The sequence below is a fragment of the Nostoc sp. genome (genome assembly GCF_036918245.1).
In the GTDB taxonomy this organism is placed as follows: domain Bacteria; phylum Cyanobacteriota; class Cyanobacteriia; order Cyanobacteriales; family Nostocaceae; genus Nostoc.
The window spans coordinates 1-22,537 of the sequence record NZ_JBALEF010000018.1; the positions used below are offsets into that span (position 1 = coordinate 1).

The following is a 22,537-nucleotide window of genomic DNA, read 5'->3' on the forward strand; positions in this document are numbered from 1 at the left end:
ATGTTTGAGTGGTTTATCCGAAACACTACCTTTGATTTTCTATCTCTCCAGATGTACGGAGTTTTTTCAGAAATCAAATACTAATCCTATAGATAAATAAAAGTAAATCTTTGACAAAGATACCTCCTTGGGATTCTGCATACTGGAAATACACCGGATATAGTCATTGACAATTTTAGATGAATATGCGTATTATTCCTCACTTGTAGCGAACTACTGATTTGACTCAGGAAGCTAAAAATAGCTCTGACTATGGGTTACAGTGTACTTGCAGTTAGTGTATCCACTCATTGCTGAGAATACGCGGTTTTAAGGGTTGATGTTTGCAATTCGCTACACCTGCGGCAGTTAGGCGCTGAACCCTCCATCAATCATTAGGTTTGCACCAGTGATGTAAGCTGCCTCAGACCCAGCTAGATAAGCGACCATCCCTGCAACCTCCTCAACAGTGCCGTAGCGGGGCAGTGCTAGCTGCTTTTTGAGCATCTCGGCAAACTCACCCTCTGGGGGATTCATATCCGTAGCGATCGGCCCGGGCTGCACGTTATTGATCGTAATTCCACGCGGGCCGAGGTCACGCGCCAGCCCTTGCACAAGCCCTTGCAAAGCAGATTTGCTCATGGCATAAACAGAGCCGCCGGCAAATGGCATACGTTCGGCGTTGGTGCTGCCAATGTTGATGATGCGTCCGCCTTCTTGCATATGCTTGACTGCGGCTTGGGTCGCCACAAATACGGCACGCACATTAATGGCAAAGGTGCGATCAAAGTCCGCAAGCGTGAAATCATCGATAGGAGCTATCTGCGCTACACCTGCATTATTCACAAGGATATCAATGCCACCCAATTTCTCTACTGTCTGTTCAACAGCAGCCACCACTTCACTAGCTTCAGCGCTGTTGGCTTGGATGTCCAAAGCCTGAACGCCGAGCGCCTGGACTGCTTCGGCGATTTCCTTGGCGCGGTCGGGCGAGCTGGTATAGGTGAAAGCGACATCAGCGCCTTCAGTTGCCAAACGCTTAACGATGGCGGCCCCGATACCGCGACTTCCTCCAGTGACGAGTGCGCGTTTATTTTTGAGTGTGTAGTTCATATTCGATACCGTCGATTAGAAATTGGATAAAATGCTTAGCGTCTAATGGGTAAAAGCTGCAAATTCTGCAACAACCTAATCTACTCGTCATGAAAGTCACAATTGATTAGAATACATTTGTGCATTGCTGTTCCTTTTGTAGTTGACTACTCTAGGAATGCCAACCTGTAAAATGTTACCCAATAGTACCCTCAGAGAAATTATAGGGTGTATCAGGCTTGTGTGCGTGGCGATCCTGGGGTACTCCCTTGCAGTTCTTGCCTTCGTTAGGGAAAATATCGCGCTCCACTACTGTTACTTGCTGGTAATAATCTGCTAATGCCCTCGCTGCCAGCAGTCCGCCCATGCTTGCGCCCATCACAATTGCTTGTTGAGCGATCATTTTCATAGTTTGTTCCTCTTCTAGGTCGCAAAGGTGCTAATAAATTTGTCTGCAAAACTAAAGTCAGGAGGTTGTACCTTTAATTACGTAGCTTGCTTCTCGCAAAGGGAGTATTAGGAATTAGTAATTATTTAGTCAAACTTCTGCTTCGCTCGATAAAACTTTTGTGACTTCAAAAACCGTATGGGGACTTTTGAAGGTTAGCCGCGCTTGTGGTTTCTGGAGTGCCACCATAGTTTTCACATGTTCGCATTCGTCATCACGGATGTTCACAAACACGTCGTATAAATTATCTACCTTGGGACGGCGAAATTCATGACCTGGTGCAGTCTGAACTTCATCAAACATATAGAGATCGCCATCGCGGTAGAAGTTGATTCCAACCTGGGGCGCTTTTTGAGCTTTCAGTTGGGCTTCATTGGTTTGCAAATATTCGTCATAGGTGTGGTAGGCATGACCTTCAATCAGTTCCATCAGATAGTAGGCGTAAGAGGGAAACAACATGTAAATCGGCACAACCACCCAGTAGTAAGCTACAGCAACGTGTTGAGCGATGAAGCGATCAATCCAGAGGCGATCGCCCCCCAGTGATTCCATGATCAACAGATGATGTAATTCGTTCCAGGTTTGGGCAAAGTGAACCTTCAACAAGTCAGCTTTGCGCCAGTAACCCAATGTCTCGTAAAAATGCAGCACCGATAGATAAGAAAAGTAAGGAACGCGGGCGATGGTTTCCAACATATAAAACCGGGCGTAGGAACGATTTCCGTACACTACATCTACAATGAATACGAAAAAACTGACGATCGCTTTAATCAAAACTTTCATGGTGCATTCCTCCAAAATCAGAACAGATTACTAAATTTAAGGGACATATTAGCCCCCAATCCCCAATCCCTAATCCCCAGTCCCCAGTCCCTTTTACAGCCATAAGTTCTACTCCCAATATGTAAACATTTAGGGAAACACGAGTTTGGATGTAGGTGAATGACCCAAGTAAATGTGAGCAGACGATTTCAGCACAATTTCAGAGTAGATAATTTTTTGAATCTCTAAACTGGGGACTCGATTTGCAAGTGTGCGGTAAGCAGTGATTTCTCCTTCAAGGCTAAAGTCAGCATTTGCTACACAGTGGTAATAATCGTGAATTGCCAGGAACGCAAAACCATAAAACGGATTCGGATAAATCTCGCTATCGTAACTATCAGCCGACACCCAAAGCTGCTGTTGGGCAATATCCGCACACATTTGGGCCGCAGTGCGATAGCGCATATAGTTGGAGAACATGGGATTAATCGGAAGTTGTTGGAACTCGCTTATCAGCCAGTCACAGAGTTCTAGTTGAGCTATGTCTGAGATTTCGACAGATTCTCCTTCTAGGTAGAGTTTGGCTAGGGTTTCTACTTTGGGTGTCATTGAAATCACCTCTGAGCAAATTACTGATTTGACGCTTTTGAGATATTACTTACGCCAGTAATTATTAGCTGCGGCGATCGTGGTAAACTCTGTTGCAACCGTTTGTCCAACGGCAATTAGCATCATGGCATCGTTACCATATACATCTCGTAACTGTTTGCGTTTTTCTTCATCAGGCTGAGTCAGTTTAATAATTAGCCGTGCCATTTTGACTGCCAGTTGTCGTCCTTCCTCTGGTGTCTCGGTCAATAGTGAGTTATTAGGAACTAATGTAACTTGGGGTGACGTTACAACAGGTGAATTGGTTGGAGCCATTGTATTATCCATGTCAAAATCTCCTAAATAAGAAAAATAGCCTTCAATGGTCAAGAAACGCAACGTTTTTCTCAACAGCCTCACGGCTGATATGTAGATGATTCGCAGGAAAATCAGGATCGGAATAGCCAACGGCTAAACCACAAATAATCAATAATTCCGGTGGGATATTTAATTCGTTACGGATGATTTCGGGATAACCTGCTAGCGAAACCTCTACGCAAGTGCCAAGACCACGAGCAGTTAGGCACAAAACCAGTGTTTGTAGATACATCCCCACACTCAAAGCATCCGCAACACCGAGGTCTTGATGCATACAAACAATACCAACCACTGGTGCGCCAAAAAATTCGTAGTTGCCAAGAACTGCCAGTTCTCTATTTGCTTTATCGTCACGAGTAATACCCATCGCCCCGTAGACTTGCACGCCTAGTTCCTGGCGGTAATACCGGAAGGCTTCTGGAAGTGGCGGGATGTTGGGCTGTTGTTGCTTGGCTTGGTTTAGCAAAGCCTTTTGGAGGCGATCGCGACGAACACCAACAGCAAACACCATCCGCCACGGCTGGATGTTTGAATTTGACGGCGCACACTGCGCTAAAGCGAGGGCTTCATCGAGCAAAGCTCGTGGCACTGGTTGAGATAAGAATTTGCGTGTTGAGTGTCGGTCTTTAATAGTTTGTTCGAGATCGAACATATTAAATCAACCCTGATGAGAAATAAATATGAACTCGAAAGAACTCATAAGACTTGTTGTTGCTGAGTCGTCGTTTTCAATGCCCATATACCAACCCAACAGCCAAATCCATCCACAATTAATATCAGGATAGCTGTGACTTGGAATAGCATTCCCCAACCTGCAAAGGCAACTTGAGACACATGATCGGGACTAATTACGATGAAATGATTGTAAATTCCAAAAAGCAGCGATCCAGCTATTGAACTCACCAATAGCCAGCTACCGATGCGGTAAAACTGCGTCCAAAGTAAAACGGCGGCAATGATGGGAGTTAGAAAAATCACAATCCCCACAAATGAAATCTGAAGCAAAGATAGGGCAACTGGGATTTGTATATGTGCTAAACCATGCAGTCCGTTGGCGATCGCATGAAGAACCGCGATCGCTGTTCCATATTGAGCAATCTTCATTTTTCTTCTACCTCGGGGTAAAATCCCCATTACAAAAAGTAATTGCGTTAGCGTAGCGAAGCCCATTGCGAATTGGTATGAGTCACTTGGCAATTGCTTTGGGTGCTTGCTTGGAAACGCTACCTGCTGCTTTAATTAAATCTGCGGCTTTTTCGCTAACCATTATTGTGGGCGCGTTTGTATGTCCCGTGATTAGCGTTGGCATGACCGAAGCATCTACAACTCGTAACCCTTCAACTCCATAGACCCGCAATTTTGAGTCTACAACTGCCATTGAGTCCGTGCCCATTTTACAGGTGCCGATTGGATGAAACACCGTACCGCAGGTTTCCCGCACATAAGCTTCAAGGGCTACATCGTCAGTGTAAGTCATGATTCTTTCTCCTTTTTCGTTGTCTGTGATGAATTAATTAACAGGACTTACGCAAAATTATGAAAAAATGTAGACGCGCAAGCGGCTGACCGCAGGGTACCGCAAAGGACACGAAGTAAAGAGGTTTTCAGAGAGTTCTTGTGTAAGTCCTAATTGAGTCCAACTGAGTTCAACCCCATTTTTGGTCTTGTGGTTGTTGAGTTTAACAGGGAACAGTTAAGGAATACAGCGATTTTAGTGGTGTTGAAAAAAGCATAAATATTTTTGCCTAACTACTGATCGTGAAATTTCCTTACTTGTCCCTTAACTTGTTAGCTGGCACGAGCAACGGGAGTGTCAACCATCCATTCCAAAGGTCGCGGCTGAAAATTGAGTTCGCGTTTTGCCTTGGCATTTGAGGCCCCGCGCATCTGGATGCCGTAGTAAACAGCATCCGCACCACCTAGTCTTAGCGCCTCTTCAACTGATATCTGGGGAGGCGGCGGCGCATTCAGCCAACGAGCAAAAGCCGGGAGCCACTCGCGTACTTCTAAGGGGCGATCGCCTGTAATCAGATAAATGCCAGGATTGCCTTGCTCAACTGCTGCAACTGTGGCGATCGCCACATCCTCAATGTGAACCCACGACCACACACCTTCGCCATTGCCAACGATGGGAAATTGTTGCTGTCGCACCTGTTGAGCAACGTCGCCATCAGGAGCAAACCAAGTGCCAGGCCCGTAAAAGAAGCCATAGCGCAAGACAATCCCTTCTAGATTGGGCGTTTCCAGGAGGCGATGCTCGATTTCATTCACCGTGCGAGCATCGGCGGCAACTGCGGCCGAAGCATATATAGATAGCGGTGTTTCTTCATTTGCCAATCCCGTACCGGGAACTGCCCAGAATGCGATCGACTGTCTCAGGTAACGGCGCACGCCTGCCGCTTGCGCTGCTGCTAGCACATTAGCACCGCCTTCTAGACGAATACGCTGGTTTAATGGTGCTGCCGCACTCATCGATTCGCCAGTGTAGGTCTTGGGTAGAGCGGTGAGTTGTTCGATTACTACTTCTGGTTGAGCGCGGGTGACAGCGGCTTTGACAGCATCAGCATCGAATACATCTGCGATCGCAGATTCTACACCTTGTTCGGCTAAAGTTTTGGCTCTGTCTGGAGAACGGGTCAGAGCAACTACATCGTGTCCTTTTGCCAGCAATTGCGCGATTAGCGGATGACCAATTGCTCCCGTTGCTCCTGCAACAAAAATTTTCATCTGTGAACCTCCTGTTAAATTCTTAACCGCGTTTAACTGTTGGTTAAAACTGATTAGACTTATATCAGTGCAGCTTTTAGCACATCAGTGTCAATGTAAACCTCTAATCTCACAATTTTTTCCTCCTTGACTGTCCAGATGTGAGCCAAATTACAACTAAACTTTTTTCCAGTTTGCTTGGCGATGCCATTCGTTTTACCGATCGCAACGATTTGATTACCTGATGAAATGTAATAAGAGACATCGACTTCTGAATCAATCAATGGAGAAAACTTAGAGAAAAAAACCTTGCTCTCATCAAAGCCACGATAGCGACCACCCCAAGGAACTTCTTCCGTTTGATAAAACTCAACATCAGGGGACATGAGTGCGAAATAATTTGGAATGTCTTTCTCGTTGAGATAAACGTAAGCCTGCTTGACAATTTCTAAAGCTTTCATTTACATACTTTCCTGATTTTGACTAAGCCTGGTTAGGTGTCACTATTTCAGCACTAATTTTTTGTTCTCCCCACATTTCACACTCAATTGATGATTGCTTTTGATTACTAAATCGGTGTGTCTAGAGAATCGCTGCAAGTAATCTCTCTGTATGCCAGGCATCTCTATAGCGAACTCCGTTAACAAATAAGGCTGGTGTACTACTGACACCGCTGTGTATACCACCTTGCATATTTTGATTGACTCTTTGAGCGTGAACGCGATCTGTCATATCCCGAAGGAATCGATTGATGTCAAGCTGTATTGCATTGGCATACTCTAGAAGATAGCCATTGTTAAGTGCGGATTGATTCGCAAATAAGAGATTGTGCATTTGCCAAAACTTATTTTGCGCGGCGGCGGCTTCTGCTGCTTCTGCTGCCTTTTGTGCTTGGGGATGAAGTTGTGTGCGGGGGAAATGACGAAATATAAAGCACAATTGGATCTGTTGCTGAATCTCTTGAATCATCCTGTTAACCTCACTACAGCAAAGACATTGATAGTCACCGTATTCCACTAAAATGACTGATGCATCGATTTTTCCTTGGGTATGGTCGTGTTCTGAAATTGGCATGAGCAGCCTGTCGCGATCGCTTGTCTGACTCATCTTTGTTTTATGCGGTCTGTGGAAGCATCTTGGCGATGAAAATGCTGGAAAGAACAGTAAGAAATTGAATATCGTTTCTTGATTCTGAGAATATAGAAATTGCTGCTACTTGTCGCATCCCCCACGGTAAGTTTTTAGGCTAACAATAGGGGTAGCAAATAACTTACTCTTAAGGCTAGAAACAACCTATCCTTAAGAGCAGGTATCTGAGAAAATTGCAGGAAAGTGCAGTCAATGATTTGTAATAATTTTTATTATTACAAATCTATGGATAGTCTTTTTGCTAAAGCAGACAAATTTAAGGTGTTCAAGATACTAGACTTAATTGGACGCTTTTCATCCCAAAAAATTAGAGAAGAGTAGAACTCTATTGCTGGTATAGAAGTCAAAAGTGCAAATATTTGGCTAGCAACTTGTTCGTCATCAAAACTTAGAAAATAGACAGTATCATCAAAGACAATAGCTTTACCATCCATTTTTCCAACCAGCCTAAAATCTAGTTTTTTATAAAGTCCACAAATAGCAATCTTCCAGGGAGCGAATGTGTATGAGCCAACTCCAAATATAGAAAAACGGAAACTGTTTTTATAAATTTTGCTTTTTCTACTATCTAAATATTCTGAATGAGTCTCTAAATATTCCCAAGTTTTAGGAGCTAAGTCTCTGATGTACTCAGTTGTTTCACCAATACATCTTTGAGTAACTAAAACATATCGATTAAGGCTTTTTGTCCGATTCTGAGCGACATCAGAACCCTTAGCCAAAGGAAACAGATAAGTCTCCTCAATATCGACAACTTCTCCTAGTCCATTGGTAAAAATATCATTAACTTTAGAAAGTTCCATGACAACAGAAGAATCATGCTTAATGCCAGATCGCCATTTTAATCCCATGTTAGGATTATGTAAATCTTGTAGCTTATCGAAAGATGTTACATCTCTAATTTGAGTGTTGTTACGATAACCTATTCGGTAATAATTATTGGAGTTAAGATTATTAAACACATCACAAAAATAGTTTTGCGAGTTTAAGTCAAATTTGCAAAATAGAAGACAAGCATCAACAGTTGCATTAAAATATTTTTTGGCATCTATTTTGTAAGTTGCACAGTAAGCAAGATTTAAACTTTGGGAATGAATGTAATTCAATAATTTTCTTGAAACAGAAGTTTTGCATAGCATTGCCAGATAAGCTTCATGCTTTTGCAACCACTGAATTGAATGAATTAACATCCACTCAGAAATATCAAAATTGCTCTTGCCTGTGATTGCCTCTAAACCTTTGTGATTCTGAAAATTGTTTTTTTGGGGCAAATTTTCGCCACCTATTAAACCTTGTTGAGAGTTAGTAACCCAAGGGAAGTTTCCTAGCATCAATATTTTTCCACTAAACTCATCACTTAATGATGACCAATCAAACTCAAAAAAATTTCCTTGCTGAACTTGGATTCTTTGATCGTTTAAAAGCTGATTGTTTTTGCTAATCTCTTGTATATAGTCTTGATTTATTTCCAATCCAATGATTTTACTTGCCGATGGAAACGAATTTGCGGCAGCTTGAATAAAGTTGCCAATACCACAGGTTGGCTCAACAATCACATCAGGAATTACATCAAGCTCTAGTAGTTTATGGCAAATTTTTTCAGCTAACTCTGATGGAGTTTGAAAGTCTCCGTACTCCGCTTTCAGCTTTGCAGGAATCTGAATCATAAGATTGCCCTATAAACAGCAACTACACCTGCTTCTTGCCCAGCACGCTCAATGACTCTTCCATATTGAAGCCGCCATTTGCAAAGCATTGGAAATTGTTAAAAATCCTTGGATTGGAGGATTCGCAAATATTTCATCCGCAATGTTTGCTGCTTCAATCTCATCAACAGGCAGGTTTCGATCCAGCATAAATGCAATCAAATCATCTTTATTGCCTTCATTGTCCAAAATATTACGAACTTTGCGAGTCATCTGGAAATCTGCTGTTCTTTCAGCAGCTACATAAACCGTGTATAAAATACTTAAAGTTGCTGTTCGGCTTGTACTGTTGTCTGCCTTGTCGTAAACAAAAATAATCAGCGAATATCCAAGACCAAAAATCTTTTGTCGTGCAGATTTAAAGGGACATGACGACTGAGGTTGTCTAATGCTGGTTACTTTTACGTCAACAAGCAAACCAGGAAAGTCGATTCCACTTGCTGAATTACCTTCCAAAAACTCATATTTTCCTTTTAGATAAAGTCTAAACTTCTGTTCTAAATACGTTCCAACAGCTTTACCGTCTGTGACACCGTAAAGAATGGGTTCTGGATGCTGGGACTCGGCTGCCGAAAAGATTGCTGCTTCAGAGCATAGGGTTTCTACCGTCAAGATTGGCATGGGCAGTTCAATTCTTAAAGTGTAATAATACCGCGCTTGAGAGCAACAATCATTGCTTGAGTCCGATCGCTCACTCCCAGTTTGCTCAAAATATTTTTCACATGGAATTTGACCGTTCCCTCAGCGATCGCCAAAGCAGTGCTAATCTCTAAGTTACTCTTGCCTGTTGCCATCAGGCGCAACACTTCCAATTCGCGATCGCTCAGTTCTGGACTCCGTATCCGTTCTGCTAGTTTTGCGCCCACGGCAGGGGGGATGTACTGCTGACCTCTGTGAACTGACCGAATTGCTGTCAGTAGTTCGTCTGGTTCTGCATCTTTTAAGACATAACCTTTTGCGCCTGCTCGCAGTCCCCGATAGATGTCTTCGTCGCCGTCATAGGTCGTCAAGACAATGATTCGAGCGTCGGCAAACTCAGCGCAAATGGTAGCGATCGCTTCCACGCCACTGAGTTCCGGCATCCGCAAATCCATCAATGTGACATCGGGTTGATGTTGGCGGAACAATTCTACTGCTTCGTAGCCGTTGCAGGCTTGCCCAACCACGGTCATATCTGGTTGATAATCGAGTACGGCTGCTAGACCTTCTCGCATAAATGGATGGTCGTCAGCGATCAAGATGCGGATTACAGAGGAGTCAGGTGTAGTGGGTGAGCATTGGGTCACGTCGCTTCTCTTCGAGACGCCAAGGGCGAACGCTCCGAATTCAAAATTAAAGACACTCATAAATAAATAAATTTATTGGCTCTGTATCCTTTTCATTTTCGGTCATGGCGTTTGTACTCTGACTACAATTTCTGTGCCTTGTCCCAAGTGGCTGACAATCGTCAATTCTCCTCCAATGCGTTGGGCGCGTTCGGTCATTCCCAGTAACCCAAAGCCCCGACTGACGGATAGACTTTGGCTTTCAAACCCTTGCCCATTGTCTTTGATTTGCAAGACGACTTGCGATGATTCATACCGCAACTCAACGCGGATTTCGCTGGCATTAGCATACTTAAAGGCATTGGTTAACGCTTCTTGCCCGATGCGAAGTAAATTACTTTCCACCTCTTTCGGTAAAGTATATGGTTCGCCGATTGCTTCGCAGACGACCTGCACTGAGGTATGAGAAAACATCTGAGCCGCGAGGCGATCAAGTGCGCTATGTAAATCCCCTTCTTCTAATATCTGCGGGCGGAGCGCTTCTACTGAGCGACGGGCATCCGCCAGCCCGGAACGCGCCAAGATCCGCCCTGTTTTTAGGTGTGACTGGGCGGCATCTGGATCGAGGGTAAGACGTTGGGAGGCAGCATCTAAGTGAACGATGATACTAGTAAAAGCCTGGGCTAGTGTATCGTGGATTTCTCTAGCCATGCGGTTGCGTTCTTGCAGAATTGATGATTCTTCGGCGCGTTGGCGTTCCCTTAGTGCAGCGTTGCGCTGTTCACTAATGTCTGCAATCAAACCATAGTATCCTTTGACTTGAGCGTGGCGATCGAAATCGGGAATGGAGGTGACAGCAAGATACTTTTTGCCCATCGGCAAAGGGACTTCTGCTTCATAGGTTGTAAATTGTCCTGCTAGGGCTTGATTGATGTACGGTTCAATAATTTGATAAGCTGCCTCACTCATGACTTCACGAACCTGCTTACCCAGAATTTTATCTCGACTACAGCCATACCAGTCCTCATAGGTGCGGTTGATAAATCGATAGCGCTGCTCTGTATCTATGTAGCAGATACAAACGGGGAGAGCGTCGGTAATCAGTCGTAATTCCTGTTCTCGATGGCGCAGTGCGGCTTCGCTTGCTTGTAAAGCTGCCGTTCGTTGGGCTACTTGTTGCTCTAAGGTGCGGTTGTAATCGGCTAACAGTTGCTCTGCTTGCTTGCGTTCTGTAATGTCTTGAAAAGCTGAGATCGCATAAATCACATTGCCCTGTTCATCAAAAACTGGAGTTCCCCACCCTTCAACTGGAATGATGGCGTTGTGTTGGTGAATTTCTAAATCGTCAATTCTCGTGTGATCGCCTTTTAACGCCCGCATCACTGGCAAGTTCTCAATGGGATATGGTTCCTCTGTTCCCGCTAGATAAAGTTGATAAATTTCTGCAAGTTGCTCTGGTGTCGCACCAGGAATAATCCCTTTGCCCAATAGCTGAATTGCCTGTTGATTGGCGTAGCAAGGGCGACCCAGTGTATCCACGACTCCAATTCCTACCGGCACCGCTTCCAGGAATTGAGCCATCTGACTTTCGCTAGCGCGCAACTTGGAGTAAAGTTTGGCATTTTCAATGGCGATCGCTGCTTGGGTAGATAGGAGATGTAAAACTTGCGATCGCTCTGGTGTAAATGCTCCAGTTGCTAATTGATTTTCTAGATACAATACGCCAACAAGCTTACCTTGGTTCAACAGTGGCAAACAGAAAATAGATTGAGTTTGGTTGTGTTGAATGTATGGCTCATTGATAAAATTACCTTCACGAGTGGCATCATTTAAAATGACAGATTCATGAGTCCGAATCACATAATTAATAATTGATTCAGGCAATCGATTTGCTGGTGGAATGGATTGCAGTATTTGTGTAGCACAGACATTCTTACCATCATTGAGTTCATAAGAAGCTTCAATCGCCCATTCTCCTAAGTTTTCCAAAATCAGAAATCCTGTTTGTGCGCCAGCATTCTCAATTAAGATTTTCATCAAAGAACTGAGCAATTGATCCAGTTCCATTTCACTAGAAATTGCTTGGAATGCTTTTAGTACCGCCGCTAAATCGAAAGCGATGTCTGAGTTATTAGAGGTGGTTCCAGAAGTTGTATGAATTGGTGTAGAAGCCATACCCAATGGCTGAGGAAATAGCTGCGGATAGCGAGTCTCTAAATCTTTGACCTTTGCAACTGCTCCCCAACGTTCATAGCAGTAGTGAGCTTCTTTCATGTAGGTTTGGGCAAACTTTTCTCTACCTCGCACCAAATAATGTTTTGCAGCCAATTCATAAGCTAACGCTTCTTCTTGGATATATCCATTTTCACTGGCTCCTTGAATGGCTTGTTCATAGAATTCTTCTGTCTCAAGCAATTGTCCTGAAACTCGTGCAATCTCTGCTTGCACCAAATGATATTTATGTAAATAATTCATGGGCGCATAACGTGCCCAATCTTTTATTGTTTCCTGGTTAACCGCAACTTTTTTGAGGATTTCCTCTTGCACTTGATTATTGCTTCTAGGGTATACCGCAAGCCTTGCCAGAGAGTCATAGAGGTAGTACAAAGGAACAGAGGGTGTCGCTCTTACTTGGAGTAAATAACTTTCTGCTCTAGCTGAGTTTTCAACTGCTTGATCGTACTTAGAAAATAGATAGCATACGAGAAGTTTGTTGAAATACACTAGAAAGATTGCAAATCCATCTTGTCCGTCTTGTGTAAGTGTATTCTCCTCATTGTTGGATTCGCCAATTAGACTGGTTGGATTGACCGGACATTCCCTCAAATTTAAGATAGACTGCTGAAATATTTCAGCCCAATTGAGTACTGCTTCCTGTTTAAATTGACGGATTGCTTCACTGAATGTCCTCATCTCCCGTTCAACCTCCAAGAGGTCCTTTCCAACGACAAAGGATTGGAGGCAGTAAGTGTGAGCGCAATAGGCAGCAAACTCAAAATCTCCAGTTTCTAGTCCACTTTGATAGGCTTCTAGTAATGGCTGCAATATTTTTCTAACATGTTCTTTCCGATGGATGATGAAGATATTTACAAACATCAATGTCCTGGCTTTGAGGGAATGGGTATTCGGCTGTGACAACTGCCTTAAAGCAAGCTGTCCAAACTGATAGCCAGACTCGATGTTTCCCACCATTCCACAAAGAATTAATCCACACAAGGCATAGGCAAAGGGAGAAGCAAACGCATTACCATACTGAATGGACAAGTTGACCTGTTTAGATGCAAGTAGAGGCATCAAATCGGGAGCCACAATATAGGCAGCAACCGTGATGCTTGATAAAATTCGCATCGCCGCTAACTTGTCCGGCTCTGTCATTTGGGGCAAATGGCTCAAGTCCTCAATCGGCTTTGAGCCGATGAGTGATGCGATTGCGTCTAGTTCAAGGCGAATATCTGATTGACTTGGCTTTTCAGGGAAACCGATTCCCAGTTGCTGCAAAACTTGCAATGCCGTATTGATCGCTTTCAATGATTGGTTCTGCGCTATGTATGTTTGAATTTTGACTTCGTAAACTTTCACGCTGTCGAGAACTGTTTTAGCTTTTTGTAGAATGATCGCCACCCAATATTCTACCTGCTCAAAATCGCCACACAAATATGCGACTTCTGTTGTTTCTGAATATAAATCTAAGGTCAGGTCATAGTTTGTTTGCCAGCTAGATGCTGCCAGCCATTCTCTCCCTGTGGCTAAATAGTTTTTAGCGATATTATGGGCGATCGCTGCTTTTGCTTTTTGACCTGCGATTAAATTTAATCGCGCAATTTCATTGCGTTCGGATTGCTCGGTAATCAGCCCAATTCCATGATTGAGATGATCGACAATTTCAAATATTCGTTCTGATAGTTGCTCTGGCAAAGTTTTTTTGAGGAGATTACACCCAATTTGTAAATGAACAACTTGTTTATGCGGCTCATCAATTAAGGCGTATGCTGCTTGCTGTACGCGATCATGCAGAAACTTATGCTCTTTAATTAACAAGTTTTCATTTAATTCAGATAGGGGTTGAATTAATCCATTTTGTATGGCTGCGAGTAAATCTAAAAAGACTAATTGAGGTGATTTATTACAAACAATCGATAAAACATCTAAATCAAATTCAGCTCCAATACAAGCCGCTAATCGGAGAATTTGCTGTGTGGAGTCTGGTAGTTTCTTCAACTTGACCAGCATTAATTCCACAACATTATCGGTAATATTTTGGGCTTGGATTCGAGCAATGTTCCATTGCCACCCCCCCTTACTAAGGGGAGCCAGTGCGTTGGGCGGCTCTGCCGACTTGTTCGCTCTTAGCGTTCCCGCAGGGTAGCATCTGGCGTGGGATTGAGGGGGGTCAAAGGTCAACAAATTTTCGCTATACAGCATTTTCAAAAATTCATTGACAAAAAAAGGATTACCCTCAGTTTTACGCAGCACTAACTCAGCCAAAGAATGAACATTGTCAGGATTGTAATGTAGTGTCTCGGCAATCAACTGATTCAATGGTTCCAGCGTTAAGGGTGTCAGAATAATTTCTTGAAAAACTACTCCTTGTTTTCGCAGTCTTTCTAGCATTAATGCGAGTGGATGCGTTGAATTTACCTCATTATCTCGATATGCTCCAATTAAAAATAGAGATTGGATTTGCTCATCTAGCAGCATCAACTCGATTAACTTCAGCGTTGCTGAGTCTATCCACTGCAAATCATCGAGAAAAATTACTAGGGGATGTTCCTTGTCACAAAACACCCGCACAAACGATTGAAAAATCCGATTGAAGCGATTTTGAGCTTCAGTTGCGCCTACCTCCGTTGCAGGTGGCTGCTTGCCAATAATTAACTCAACTTCTGGGATGATATCAATAATGATTTGTCCGTTGTTACCTAAGGCTGCAAGCAGACGCGATCGCCATTGCTGCACTTGCTCGTCTGACTCACCGAGTAGTTGCTGTACTAATTTTTGCAGAGCATCTGCGATCGCACTGTAGGGAATATTACGCTGAAATTGATCGAACTTCCCAGAGATAAAATAGCCCCGCTTTTGGGTGATTGGTTTATAAATTTCCTGCACTAACGCTGATTTCCCAATTCCAGCATAGCCAGATACCAACATCATTTCGACTGGGAATGTTGAGTTGCTATTTTGTTCCTGTTCTGAAATATTTTCTGGATGGTTTGGTGAAGCAGCAACGCGCTCAAAAGTCGCTATTAACATTGCAACTTCTTTGTCTCTTCCATAGAGTTTTTGAGGAATTTGAAACCGATCTTGAATGTCTTGCAGACCCAGTTGAATATTATCAATTTTACCAATTTCTGTTAATTGCTCGGCACAAATTTCTAAATCCGCTTTGATTCCCCAAGCACTTTGATAGCGATCCTCGGCATTTTTTGCCATCAGTTTCATAATTATATTTGAAACTGCTTTGGGAATCGTTGCATTCAATTCATGAGGTGGAGGTGGCTGTTTAGCAATATGACAATGGACTAGTTCAAGGATGTCCCTTGTGGGAAACGGCAGTTGTCCGGTTAGCAGTTCGTAAAAGGTCACACCCAGCGAATAGAAATCAGTGCGGTAATCGAGTAAACGATTCATTCTCCCGGTTTGTTCTGGAGACAGGTAGGGGAGGGTTCCTTCTAAAGCATAGTGGCTTTTGAAAGTTGGATTTGTGCGGTTAAAGCGGGTGGCAATCCCAAAGTCAATGATTTTTACAACACCAGTATGTGGATTGAGGACAATGTTGCCGGGGTTGATGTCCTTATGAATCACATCAGCTGCATGGATTCTGCCTAAAATGTCTGTGAGGTCAATGGCAAGCCGGAGGAAAGTAGATAAGGGCATGGGGGAGAAAGTCTCTGGACACTTGTGCATCCATTGTTCTAAAGACTCTCCACCAAAGTCTTCTAATAAAATTACAAGCGTGCGTTGATATTCCTGCTGGCTGTATGCCTTGATGACTCCTTGCAGGTTGAGGGAGCGGGTAATTTCATATTCTTGTTTGTAGCGAGTCAGTTCTTGGGTAGAGGGATAATCAAGCTTTAGCATCTTGACGATGAGCGATCGATTATCTTGCACTTTGATCCCCCGATACACCAGAGATGCCGAACTCTCATAGATTTTGCTTTGGATGGCAATTCCAGGTAGGGCAATCATTGTGATCTCTTTCGATGATTATCATGAGCCGCATCGCTAATTATACAGTTTGCGATTTATTTTAATGATAATGATCAACTTTGAGTTAGGAGTGCGAGATATTTGCGTAGGCGTAGCCCGTCGTAGACATCGCTTCATCATCCCAGAAAAACTCTATGGTCGGCAAGCAGAAGTAGAAAGCTTACTCGCAGTCTTTGACAGAGTAGCACAGGGAAACACTGAAACGATTTTGGTAGCAGGTTTCTCTGGTATTGGTAAAACTGCCGTTATTAATGAAGTCCATAAACCCATTGTGCGACAAGGGGGTTATTTTATCAAAGGGAAATATGACCAATTCCAACGCAACATTCCCTTGAGAGCTTTTGTACAAGCATTTCGGGATTTAATGGGGCAATTACTTAGTGAAACCGATGCCCAACTTGAACAATAGAAAGCCAAAATTCTGACAGTTTTGGGTGAGAATTGCCAAAATTGCGATCGCAAATACCAATGATTTGCAAGGTATAGTATGCAACAGTAACTATAGGTTCATCTCTTTGTATACCCGAAATAACTTCAGCATAGTTGCTCTGGTCAATATACAAATCGTTAGAACCTGGAGTATTGGAATTTCCACATGGTGCATTGATTAATTTGCCAACAAAGTGGCAGTGTTCAAAACCAGACAGTGGATGCTGGCGTACCAAAGCCGCAAGGCGTTCAGCATCAGACGGAGCATTCGATCAGGAAGCGGGGGTGTAAAAATTTAACCCTCAGAAGGTCAATGTCGAGCCTCAGAAGGTCAATTTTTAAGCTTTAACCCCCACACCCCATACCCCACTACGTTAGTTCTAGTCCACCTTGATAGCCAGTGACAATGCGACCACCATCTTTGAGGATGTGGATTTCTATCTGGTCGCTAGCCCAAGTAATCTGGTCTTGGAAAGCCGGGTTTAACACCCGAACCCGTTGATTGCTAGAAGAAACTGGAGAATTGGGAGAATTAATTGCCAGAGATTGTACAAAAGGCCCGTCAATCAGAATATCGAGTTGTTCTAACAATGCTTGGGAACCTGGCGGCGCGGATTGTGACTGTAGCTGCTTAAGAGTGAACCCAGAAAAAGACATTACATTTAAACCAGCAGCTTTTACCTTCCGGGCTAAAGATGCTAGTGCGGTTGCTTGCCAAAATGGTTCTCCACCAGAAAATGTTACACCCGTGTTGCGCGGATTGCTGAGAATATTATCGGCAATGGTATCAACAGCAATCAATTGATTAGCCTCAAAAGACCAGGAGTTAGTATTAAAACAGCCAGGGCACTCACGCAGACAACCTTGTACCCAGACGACTGCACGACAACCAGGGCCATTAACTTCTGATTGATCGACGTAACCCATAATATTGAGATAGCCTGGGGGAATTTCCATGAGTGCTAGCGATGGGTCAGTTGGCTTAATTTCCATCTCTTTAACTCCTTTTAGCCGTTAACTGTTAAATATAGCGAATCTCCAGTTAGATAACCGTGACAATGGTTATATAACTGGAGATTTAATTGATGATTAATTTCTCAAAAACTTTTGGAGGTTTGGAAAAGTCCGCTTTAACTTACTAGACTGAAGTTAGTTGCCTAATTAATATTGATTGTTGCATAGCATAGAATAGATGACTGAACAAACTTCTAGAATTTGTATCCTTGGCGGAGGCTTTGGTGGTCTCTACACAGCCCTGCGGTTAAGCCAATTACCTTGGGAATCTACGCAAAAACCCGAAATTGTTCTAGTAGATCAAAGCGATCGCTTCCTATTCTCTCCTTTACTTTACGAATTACTCACTGGCGAACTGCAAACCTGGGAAATTGCCCCACCCTTTGAAGAACTTTTGCAAGGGACAGGAGTGCGTTTTTATCAAGGGGTTGTGTCTGGAATTGACATCGACCAGCAACGGGTAAATATACAAGAAGGGCCGGAAATCCCTTACGACCGATTAGTGCTGGCGCTAGGAGGTGAGACACCGCTAGATTTAGTCCCTGGTGCAACAGCCTACGCCTACACATTCCGCACAATCTCTGATGCTTATCGTTTAGAAGAACGCCTGCGATTTTTAGAAGAATCGGATGCTGATAAAATTCGGGTAGCGATCGTTGGGGCTGGCTACTGTGGTGTAGAGTTAGTTTGTAAATTAGCCGACAGACTAGGCGAAAGAGGACGCTTTCGGATAGTTGAAATCGCCGACCAAATTTTGCGAACTTCCCCGGAGTTTAATCGGGAAGCAGCAAAGAAAGCAATAGATGCCCGTGGTGTATTTCTTGACTTAGAAACCAAAGTCGAATCAATCGAGCAAAATAGCATTTCCCTAGAGTACAAAAACCAGTTAGATACGATTCCCGTGGATTTGGTAATTTGGACTGTGGGAACTAGAGTTGCGCCCGTAGTAAAATCTCTTTCTCTCAAGCAAAATCAGCGTGGTCAAATCACCACTACACCCAATCTGCAAGTCCTCGATCATCCAGAAATCTTTGCCTTGGGAGATTTAGCAGACTGTCATGATGCTGAAGGACAACAAGTCCCCGCTACTGCACAAGCGGCTTTTCAACAAGCTGATTATACTGCTTGGAATATCTGGGCAACTCTGACTAATCGCCCCCTCCTTCCCTTCCACTACCAGCAGTTAGGAGAAATGATGGCACTAGGAATAGACAACGCCACTCTCACTGGTTTGGGAATTAAACTAGATGGTCCCTTGGCATACGTCGCCCGCCGTGCTGCTTACTTATATAGGCTGCCAACTTTAGACCATCAGCTTAAAGTTGGTTTTAATTGGCTAGTCCGTCCGATCATAGAAACACTTTCTCGATAACTTTCAAGGTTGGGCATTGGGCATTGGTAAAAACCAAGATGTTTACGATGATTTGTTTTATTTCCGCCAATCTACTTAGCAGATGCTAGACTCTACCCACAGAAGCTCTTAACAAGCCAAAATCTAAAATTCAACATTCAAAATTTTCAAAATTTAATGGAACAACCGAAAGTTATTTTTTTAGATGCTGTGGGTACACTCTTCGGTGTTAAAGGTAGTGTGGGCGACGTTTATAGTCAGATAGCCCAGGAATTTGGCGTTATAGTTTCAGCCGAAACATTAAATACAGCCTTCATCCAAAGCTTTAAAGCAGCGCCGCCACCGATATTTCCAGATGCAGAACTGCAAGATATTCCCCAGCGCGAGTTTGATTGGTGGCGGATAATTGCTCTGAACACTTTTGAAAGGGCAGGTGTTCTCAAGGAATTTTCTGACTTTTCGGCTTTTTTTAGCGAACTTTACATCCACTTTGGCACTGGCGAACCGTGGTTTGTCTATCCCGATGTCTTACCAGCTTTAATCAACTGGCGGCGGTTGGGGGTTACTTTGGGAGTACTGTCCAATTTTGATTCTCGGATTTACTCTGTATTGCAAAGTTTGGGATTGAGAGAGTTTTTTACCTCCGTCACTATTTCTACCCAGGTACGTGCAGCGAAACCCGATCCTCAAATTTTCGCTATTGCCTTAGACAAACATAAATGTTCTCCAGAGGCAGCCTGGCATATCGGCGATAGTATTGTAGAAGATTATCATGCAGCCAAAGCAGCTGGACTCCGAGGCGTTTGGATCGATCGGGGAAAATAAAGGCTTTTTCTAAATTACCACTCAGCACTCTTTTGCCCAATCCCCAATCCCCAATGCGCCCCAACACTCGTATGATCAACATATCAGGAAAACATAACAGCCAGATTTTTACCGCAAAACATGGGCAGTATTTGGGAAATCGATTTTTACTCCCGTCCGATTTTGGACGATAATCAAAAAAAAGTTTGGGAAGTTTTAGTCTGCGAAAGCCCCTTGGATATCGGCGCAAAAGCAGATTCTTTGTTTCGTTATGCTCAATATTGTCCCAGTACCCAGGTAAATTCGGGCTGGTTGCGGACAGCATTGCAGGAGGCTATTAACCAAGCTGGAAAAGCACCAATTAAAATCCGCTTTTTCCGCCGCCAAATGAACAATATGATTACTAAAGCCTGCCAAGATTTGGGCATTCCCGCCCAGCCTAGCCGTCGCACTTTGGTTCTTAACCAATGGTTAGAACAGCGCATGGAAGAAGTGTATCCTCAAGAGGCAGGGTATCAAGGGGGGACTAATCCCTCAGTCCGCTTGGAGAAACCTTTGCCGCAACGTTTACCAGATGCTTTGGAAGGACAGCAGTGGGTATTTGTTACCTTAGATGCTGCGGATTTTGCTGATATGCCAGAGTGGGAAATTGGCTTTGGTGAAGCTTTCCCTTTAGAGTTAGCGAAAGTTTCACCCGAAGCCCGTATTCCTGGTATTTTGATTTTTTCATCAAGAGCGCTACCCTTGGCTGGCTGGATGTCTGGTTTGGAGTTAGCTTTCTTAAAACTTGACACCAGTCAAGAGGCGAGATTGCTTTTAGAAACTGGTGTAACTGAAAGTTGGATTGTGGCAAATATCAAAAAACCTCAAATCTTAGCAGAAGCTAAAGGTTTTGAAGAAGCCAAGCAAAAAGCTAATGGAGTACATTTTATGGGTGTACAGTCCGATCCCAAAGCACAATCTTTTGCTGGTTTTTGGCTGTTGCAAGAGGTTAATCTGTGAAAATGGACTGGGGACTGGCAACTGAGGACTAGGGACTGGGAAGATAAGGAGAATAACCATACCCAATGAATGACTAATGACTAATGACAAATGACTAATGACTAATGACTAGATCCGTTGAGACATGACAATGATTTGGGATAATTAACTGCGTCCATCAGTGTTGATCTGCGGTTCCAAATCGTAACTGTAAGGAAACACTGATGATTTTTGGATAGTTATCTGCGTTCATCACTGGAAAGTGCGATCGCACTTCTCTTGAGACAGCGTTGATATGCGGTTCAAAATCCACAATTCACTAAGAGTCATGGGTTCTGAAAATTTGTCACAAGATACACTAGCCGAACAGTTGCTGGAACTAGCTATAAAATCTGGAGCAGAAGCTGCTGAGGTGTATCAGTCGCGATCGCTTTCTCGTCCAGTGTTTTTTGAGGCAAACCGGCTCAAACAGCTAGAAACCAACCAATCTGAAGGTACAGCACTACGGCTTTGGCGAAACGGGCGTCCGGGACTGACAGTAGCTTACGGTTCTGTCTTAGCTGAAGTAATGGTGGAAAAAGCTCTGGCTCTGAGTCAACTAAATCAACCGGAAACTGTAGAATTAGGCTTTAACTTTCAGCCTGACTACCCAGATTTAGGGGAAAGTTTGCCGATAGAGGTTTTGGTGGACTGGGGCAAAGAAGCGATCGCACTCATCCGTGATGCCTATCCCGAAGTTGTATGCAATGGTGACTGGGAATGTGATATTGAAACCACCAGACTAGTCAACACCAAAGGTTTAGATTGTCACTATACTGATACTACCCTCAGCTGCTATGTATCAGCAGAATGGGTGCGTGGTGATGATTTTTTAAGTGTTGCTGATGGTCAAACCAACCGGGGGGAACTCGACCCACAGAGATTAGCTAATCAAATTTTACAACGGTTAATTTGGGCCAGAGAAAATATCTCACCTCCCACTGGTCGCGTCCCAATTTTGTTTACTTCTAAAGCCGCCGATATGCTTTGGGGTACTGTGCAAGCCGCTTTGAATGGCAAGCGAGTTTTAGAAGCAGCTTCACCTTGGGCAGAACGTTTGGGTAAGGAAGTAGTTGCACCCAGTCTCACCCTCTACCAAGATCCAGAAGCTGGCCCTTACAGTTGCCCTTTTGATGATGAAGGCACTCCGACTCAATCTTTGGTATTTATCCAAAACGGGATTTTACAGCGTTTTTATGGCGATCGCACCACCGGCTCACAACTGGGTACTAACACCACTGGAAATGGTTTTCGCCCTGGTTTAGGTAGCTATCCCACCCCTGGTTTATTTAATTTTCTCATCCAACCAGGTTCGGCATCCCTACCAGATTTGATTCAACAACTAGATAATGGCTTAATTGTCGATCAAATGTTGGGTGGTGGCGGCAGTATTTCTGGAGATTTTTCGATCAACGTCGATTTAGGCTACCGCGTCCAAAACGGTCAAGTAATTGGGCGCGTTAAGGATACGATGGTTGCAGGTAATGTTTACACAGCCTTGAAGCAATTGGTTACACTAGGCAACGATGTTGATTGGAATGGTTCTTGTTATACTCCGTCTTTGATAGTAGAAGGGCTATCCACGACGGGGAGAAATAATTGAAGAAGAATTCAGGAGCGAAGCAAGGAAAGCTCCGCT

Annotated in this window: 20 protein-coding genes and 3 pseudogenes; 5 read left to right on the forward strand and 18 right to left on the reverse strand. The window is 43.7% G+C overall.

The genetic code is table 11. The features are described 5' to 3' along the window. Positions 1-348 precede the first annotated feature (348 nt). The 15 genes and pseudogenes from V7L12_RS03900 to V7L12_RS03970 form a co-directional block, all read right to left on the reverse strand. Positions 349-1,092: a 3-oxoacyl-ACP reductase family protein gene (locus V7L12_RS03900; protein ID WP_335082313.1), complete on the reverse strand. Its 744-nt coding sequence runs from the start codon at positions 1,090-1,092 to the stop codon at positions 349-351. Between the two features lie 175 nt (positions 1,093-1,267). Beyond that, complete coding sequence (locus V7L12_RS03905) at positions 1,268-1,480, reverse strand: hypothetical protein (protein ID WP_335082315.1); 213 nt, start codon at positions 1,478-1,480, stop codon at positions 1,268-1,270. Positions 1,481-1,609: 129 nt separating this feature from the next. Then, on the reverse strand, positions 1,610-2,302 hold the full coding sequence (locus V7L12_RS03910) for an alternative oxidase (RefSeq protein ID WP_335082317.1): 693 nt from the start codon (positions 2,300-2,302) through the stop codon (positions 1,610-1,612). Positions 2,303-2,431: 129 nt separating this feature from the next. Continuing rightward, positions 2,432-2,890: a hypothetical protein gene (locus tag V7L12_RS03915; protein WP_335082319.1), complete on the reverse strand. Its 459-nt coding sequence runs from the start codon at positions 2,888-2,890 to the stop codon at positions 2,432-2,434. A gap of 45 nt (positions 2,891-2,935) precedes the next feature. Further along, positions 2,936-3,217 (reverse strand): hexameric tyrosine-coordinated heme protein, encoded by a 282-nt coding sequence (locus V7L12_RS03920; protein WP_335082321.1) that lies wholly within the window; start codon positions 3,215-3,217, stop codon positions 2,936-2,938. Positions 3,218-3,248: 31 nt separating this feature from the next. Beyond that, positions 3,249-3,899 (reverse strand): nitroreductase, encoded by a 651-nt coding sequence (locus tag V7L12_RS03925; RefSeq protein WP_335082323.1) that lies wholly within the window; start codon positions 3,897-3,899, stop codon positions 3,249-3,251. 44 nt (positions 3,900-3,943) lie between these two features. Continuing rightward, positions 3,944-4,351, reverse strand: a complete 408-nt coding sequence (locus V7L12_RS03930) for a hypothetical protein (RefSeq protein WP_335082325.1) — start codon at positions 4,349-4,351, stop codon at positions 3,944-3,946. A gap of 82 nt (positions 4,352-4,433) precedes the next feature. Beyond that, positions 4,434-4,709, reverse strand: a pseudogene (locus V7L12_RS03935) (GMC oxidoreductase); the annotation flags it as partial. A gap of 326 nt (positions 4,710-5,035) precedes the next feature. After that, a complete protein-coding gene (locus V7L12_RS03940; RefSeq protein WP_335082329.1) occupies positions 5,036-5,974 on the reverse strand; it encodes an NAD-dependent epimerase/dehydratase family protein in 939 nt (312 codons plus the stop codon). A 59-nt stretch (positions 5,975-6,033) separates the two neighbouring features. Continuing rightward, the gene (locus V7L12_RS03945; protein WP_335082331.1) at positions 6,034-6,414 is read right to left on the reverse strand and encodes a nuclear transport factor 2 family protein; all 381 of its coding nucleotides are present in this window, start codon (positions 6,412-6,414) and stop codon (positions 6,034-6,036) included. Between the two features lie 121 nt (positions 6,415-6,535). After that, positions 6,536-7,060 (reverse strand): DsbA family protein, encoded by a 525-nt coding sequence (locus V7L12_RS03950; RefSeq protein WP_335082333.1) that lies wholly within the window; start codon positions 7,058-7,060, stop codon positions 6,536-6,538. Positions 7,061-7,317: 257 nt separating this feature from the next. Then, on the reverse strand, positions 7,318-8,769 hold the full coding sequence (locus tag V7L12_RS03955) for a class I SAM-dependent methyltransferase (protein WP_335082335.1): 1,452 nt from the start codon (positions 8,767-8,769) through the stop codon (positions 7,318-7,320). Next, positions 8,766-9,429, reverse strand: a pseudogene (locus tag V7L12_RS03960) (restriction endonuclease). Before V7L12_RS03960 ends, V7L12_RS03955 begins: the two are co-directional and overlap by 4 nt. 14 nt (positions 9,430-9,443) lie before the next feature. Beyond that, positions 9,444-10,094, reverse strand: a complete 651-nt coding sequence (locus tag V7L12_RS03965; protein ID WP_335082337.1) for a response regulator transcription factor — start codon at positions 10,092-10,094, stop codon at positions 9,444-9,446. A gap of 102 nt (positions 10,095-10,196) precedes the next feature. Then, positions 10,197-16,259, reverse strand: coding sequence for an AAA family ATPase (locus V7L12_RS03970; RefSeq protein WP_335082339.1), 6,063 nt, complete (start codon positions 16,257-16,259; stop codon positions 10,197-10,199). 76 nt (positions 16,260-16,335) lie between these two features. Here V7L12_RS03970 and V7L12_RS03975 point away from each other — a divergent pair. Next, a pseudogene (locus V7L12_RS03975) lies at positions 16,336-16,686 on the forward strand (ATP-binding protein); the annotation flags it as partial. Here the strand turns inward: V7L12_RS03975 and V7L12_RS03980 are convergent. Beyond that, the gene (locus tag V7L12_RS03980; RefSeq protein WP_335082341.1) at positions 16,658-16,945 is read right to left on the reverse strand and encodes a hypothetical protein; all 288 of its coding nucleotides are present in this window, start codon (positions 16,943-16,945) and stop codon (positions 16,658-16,660) included. The pseudogene V7L12_RS03975 and the gene V7L12_RS03980 sit on opposite strands and share 29 nt — an antisense overlap. Before the next feature lie 133 nt (positions 16,946-17,078). Further along, on the reverse strand, positions 17,079-17,702 hold the full coding sequence (locus V7L12_RS03985; RefSeq protein ID WP_335082343.1) for a 4Fe-4S single cluster domain-containing protein: 624 nt from the start codon (positions 17,700-17,702) through the stop codon (positions 17,079-17,081). Between the two features lie 199 nt (positions 17,703-17,901). On the opposite strand from V7L12_RS03985, the gene V7L12_RS03990 reads away from it, so the two are divergent. The 3 genes from V7L12_RS03990 (at position 17,902) to V7L12_RS04000 (ending at position 20,880) form a co-directional block, all read left to right on the forward strand. After that, positions 17,902-19,095, forward strand: a complete 1,194-nt coding sequence (locus V7L12_RS03990) for an NAD(P)/FAD-dependent oxidoreductase (protein ID WP_335082345.1) — start codon at positions 17,902-17,904, stop codon at positions 19,093-19,095. A gap of 156 nt (positions 19,096-19,251) precedes the next feature. Beyond that, the gene (locus V7L12_RS03995; protein WP_334821189.1) at positions 19,252-19,899 is read left to right on the forward strand and encodes an HAD-IA family hydrolase; all 648 of its coding nucleotides are present in this window, start codon (positions 19,252-19,254) and stop codon (positions 19,897-19,899) included. Positions 19,900-20,019: 120 nt separating this feature from the next. Then, positions 20,020-20,880, forward strand: coding sequence for a Tab2/Atab2 family RNA-binding protein (locus V7L12_RS04000; RefSeq protein ID WP_335082347.1), 861 nt, complete (start codon positions 20,020-20,022; stop codon positions 20,878-20,880). 157 nt (positions 20,881-21,037) lie between these two features. Here V7L12_RS04000 and V7L12_RS04005 read toward each other — a convergent pair whose 3' ends face one another. Then, a complete protein-coding gene (locus V7L12_RS04005) occupies positions 21,038-21,172 on the reverse strand; it encodes a hypothetical protein (protein ID WP_334821193.1) in 135 nt (44 codons plus the stop codon). Positions 21,173-21,187: 15 nt separating this feature from the next. Between V7L12_RS04005 and V7L12_RS04010 the strand changes: the two genes are divergently transcribed. Next, on the forward strand, positions 21,188-22,501 hold the full coding sequence (locus V7L12_RS04010; protein ID WP_335082349.1) for a TldD/PmbA family protein: 1,314 nt from the start codon (positions 21,188-21,190) through the stop codon (positions 22,499-22,501). Positions 22,502-22,537 lie beyond the last annotated feature (36 nt).

Coding starts and splice junctions, on each gene's coding strand:
- V7L12_RS03900 (WP_335082313.1), bottom strand. CDS start 1,092: ATGAACTACACACTCAAAAATAAACGCGCACTCGTCACTGGAGGAAGT.
- V7L12_RS03905 (WP_335082315.1), bottom strand. CDS start 1,480: ATGAAAATGATCGCTCAACAAGCAATTGTGATGGGCGCAAGCATGGGC.
- V7L12_RS03910 (WP_335082317.1), bottom strand. CDS start 2,302: ATGAAAGTTTTGATTAAAGCGATCGTCAGTTTTTTCGTATTCATTGTA.
- V7L12_RS03915 (WP_335082319.1), bottom strand. CDS start 2,890: ATGACACCCAAAGTAGAAACCCTAGCCAAACTCTACCTAGAAGGAGAA.
- V7L12_RS03920 (WP_335082321.1), bottom strand. CDS start 3,217: ATGGATAATACAATGGCTCCAACCAATTCACCTGTTGTAACGTCACCC.
- V7L12_RS03925 (WP_335082323.1), bottom strand. CDS start 3,899: ATGTTCGATCTCGAACAAACTATTAAAGACCGACACTCAACACGCAAA.
- V7L12_RS03930 (WP_335082325.1), bottom strand. CDS start 4,351: ATGAAGATTGCTCAATATGGAACAGCGATCGCGGTTCTTCATGCGATC.
- V7L12_RS03940 (WP_335082329.1), bottom strand. CDS start 5,974: ATGAAAATTTTTGTTGCAGGAGCAACGGGAGCAATTGGTCATCCGCTA.
- V7L12_RS03945 (WP_335082331.1), bottom strand. CDS start 6,414: ATGAAAGCTTTAGAAATTGTCAAGCAGGCTTACGTTTATCTCAACGAG.
- V7L12_RS03950 (WP_335082333.1), bottom strand. CDS start 7,060: ATGAGTCAGACAAGCGATCGCGACAGGCTGCTCATGCCAATTTCAGAA.
- V7L12_RS03955 (WP_335082335.1), bottom strand. CDS start 8,769: ATGATTCAGATTCCTGCAAAGCTGAAAGCGGAGTACGGAGACTTTCAA.
- V7L12_RS03970 (WP_335082339.1), bottom strand. CDS start 16,259: ATGATTGCCCTACCTGGAATTGCCATCCAAAGCAAAATCTATGAGAGT.
- V7L12_RS03985 (WP_335082343.1), bottom strand. CDS start 17,702: ATGGAAATTAAGCCAACTGACCCATCGCTAGCACTCATGGAAATTCCC.
- V7L12_RS03990 (WP_335082345.1), top strand. CDS start 17,902: ATGACTGAACAAACTTCTAGAATTTGTATCCTTGGCGGAGGCTTTGGT.
- V7L12_RS03995 (WP_334821189.1), top strand. CDS start 19,252: ATGGAACAACCGAAAGTTATTTTTTTAGATGCTGTGGGTACACTCTTC.
- V7L12_RS04000 (WP_335082347.1), top strand. CDS start 20,020: ATGGGCAGTATTTGGGAAATCGATTTTTACTCCCGTCCGATTTTGGAC.
- V7L12_RS04010 (WP_335082349.1), top strand. CDS start 21,188: ATGGGTTCTGAAAATTTGTCACAAGATACACTAGCCGAACAGTTGCTG.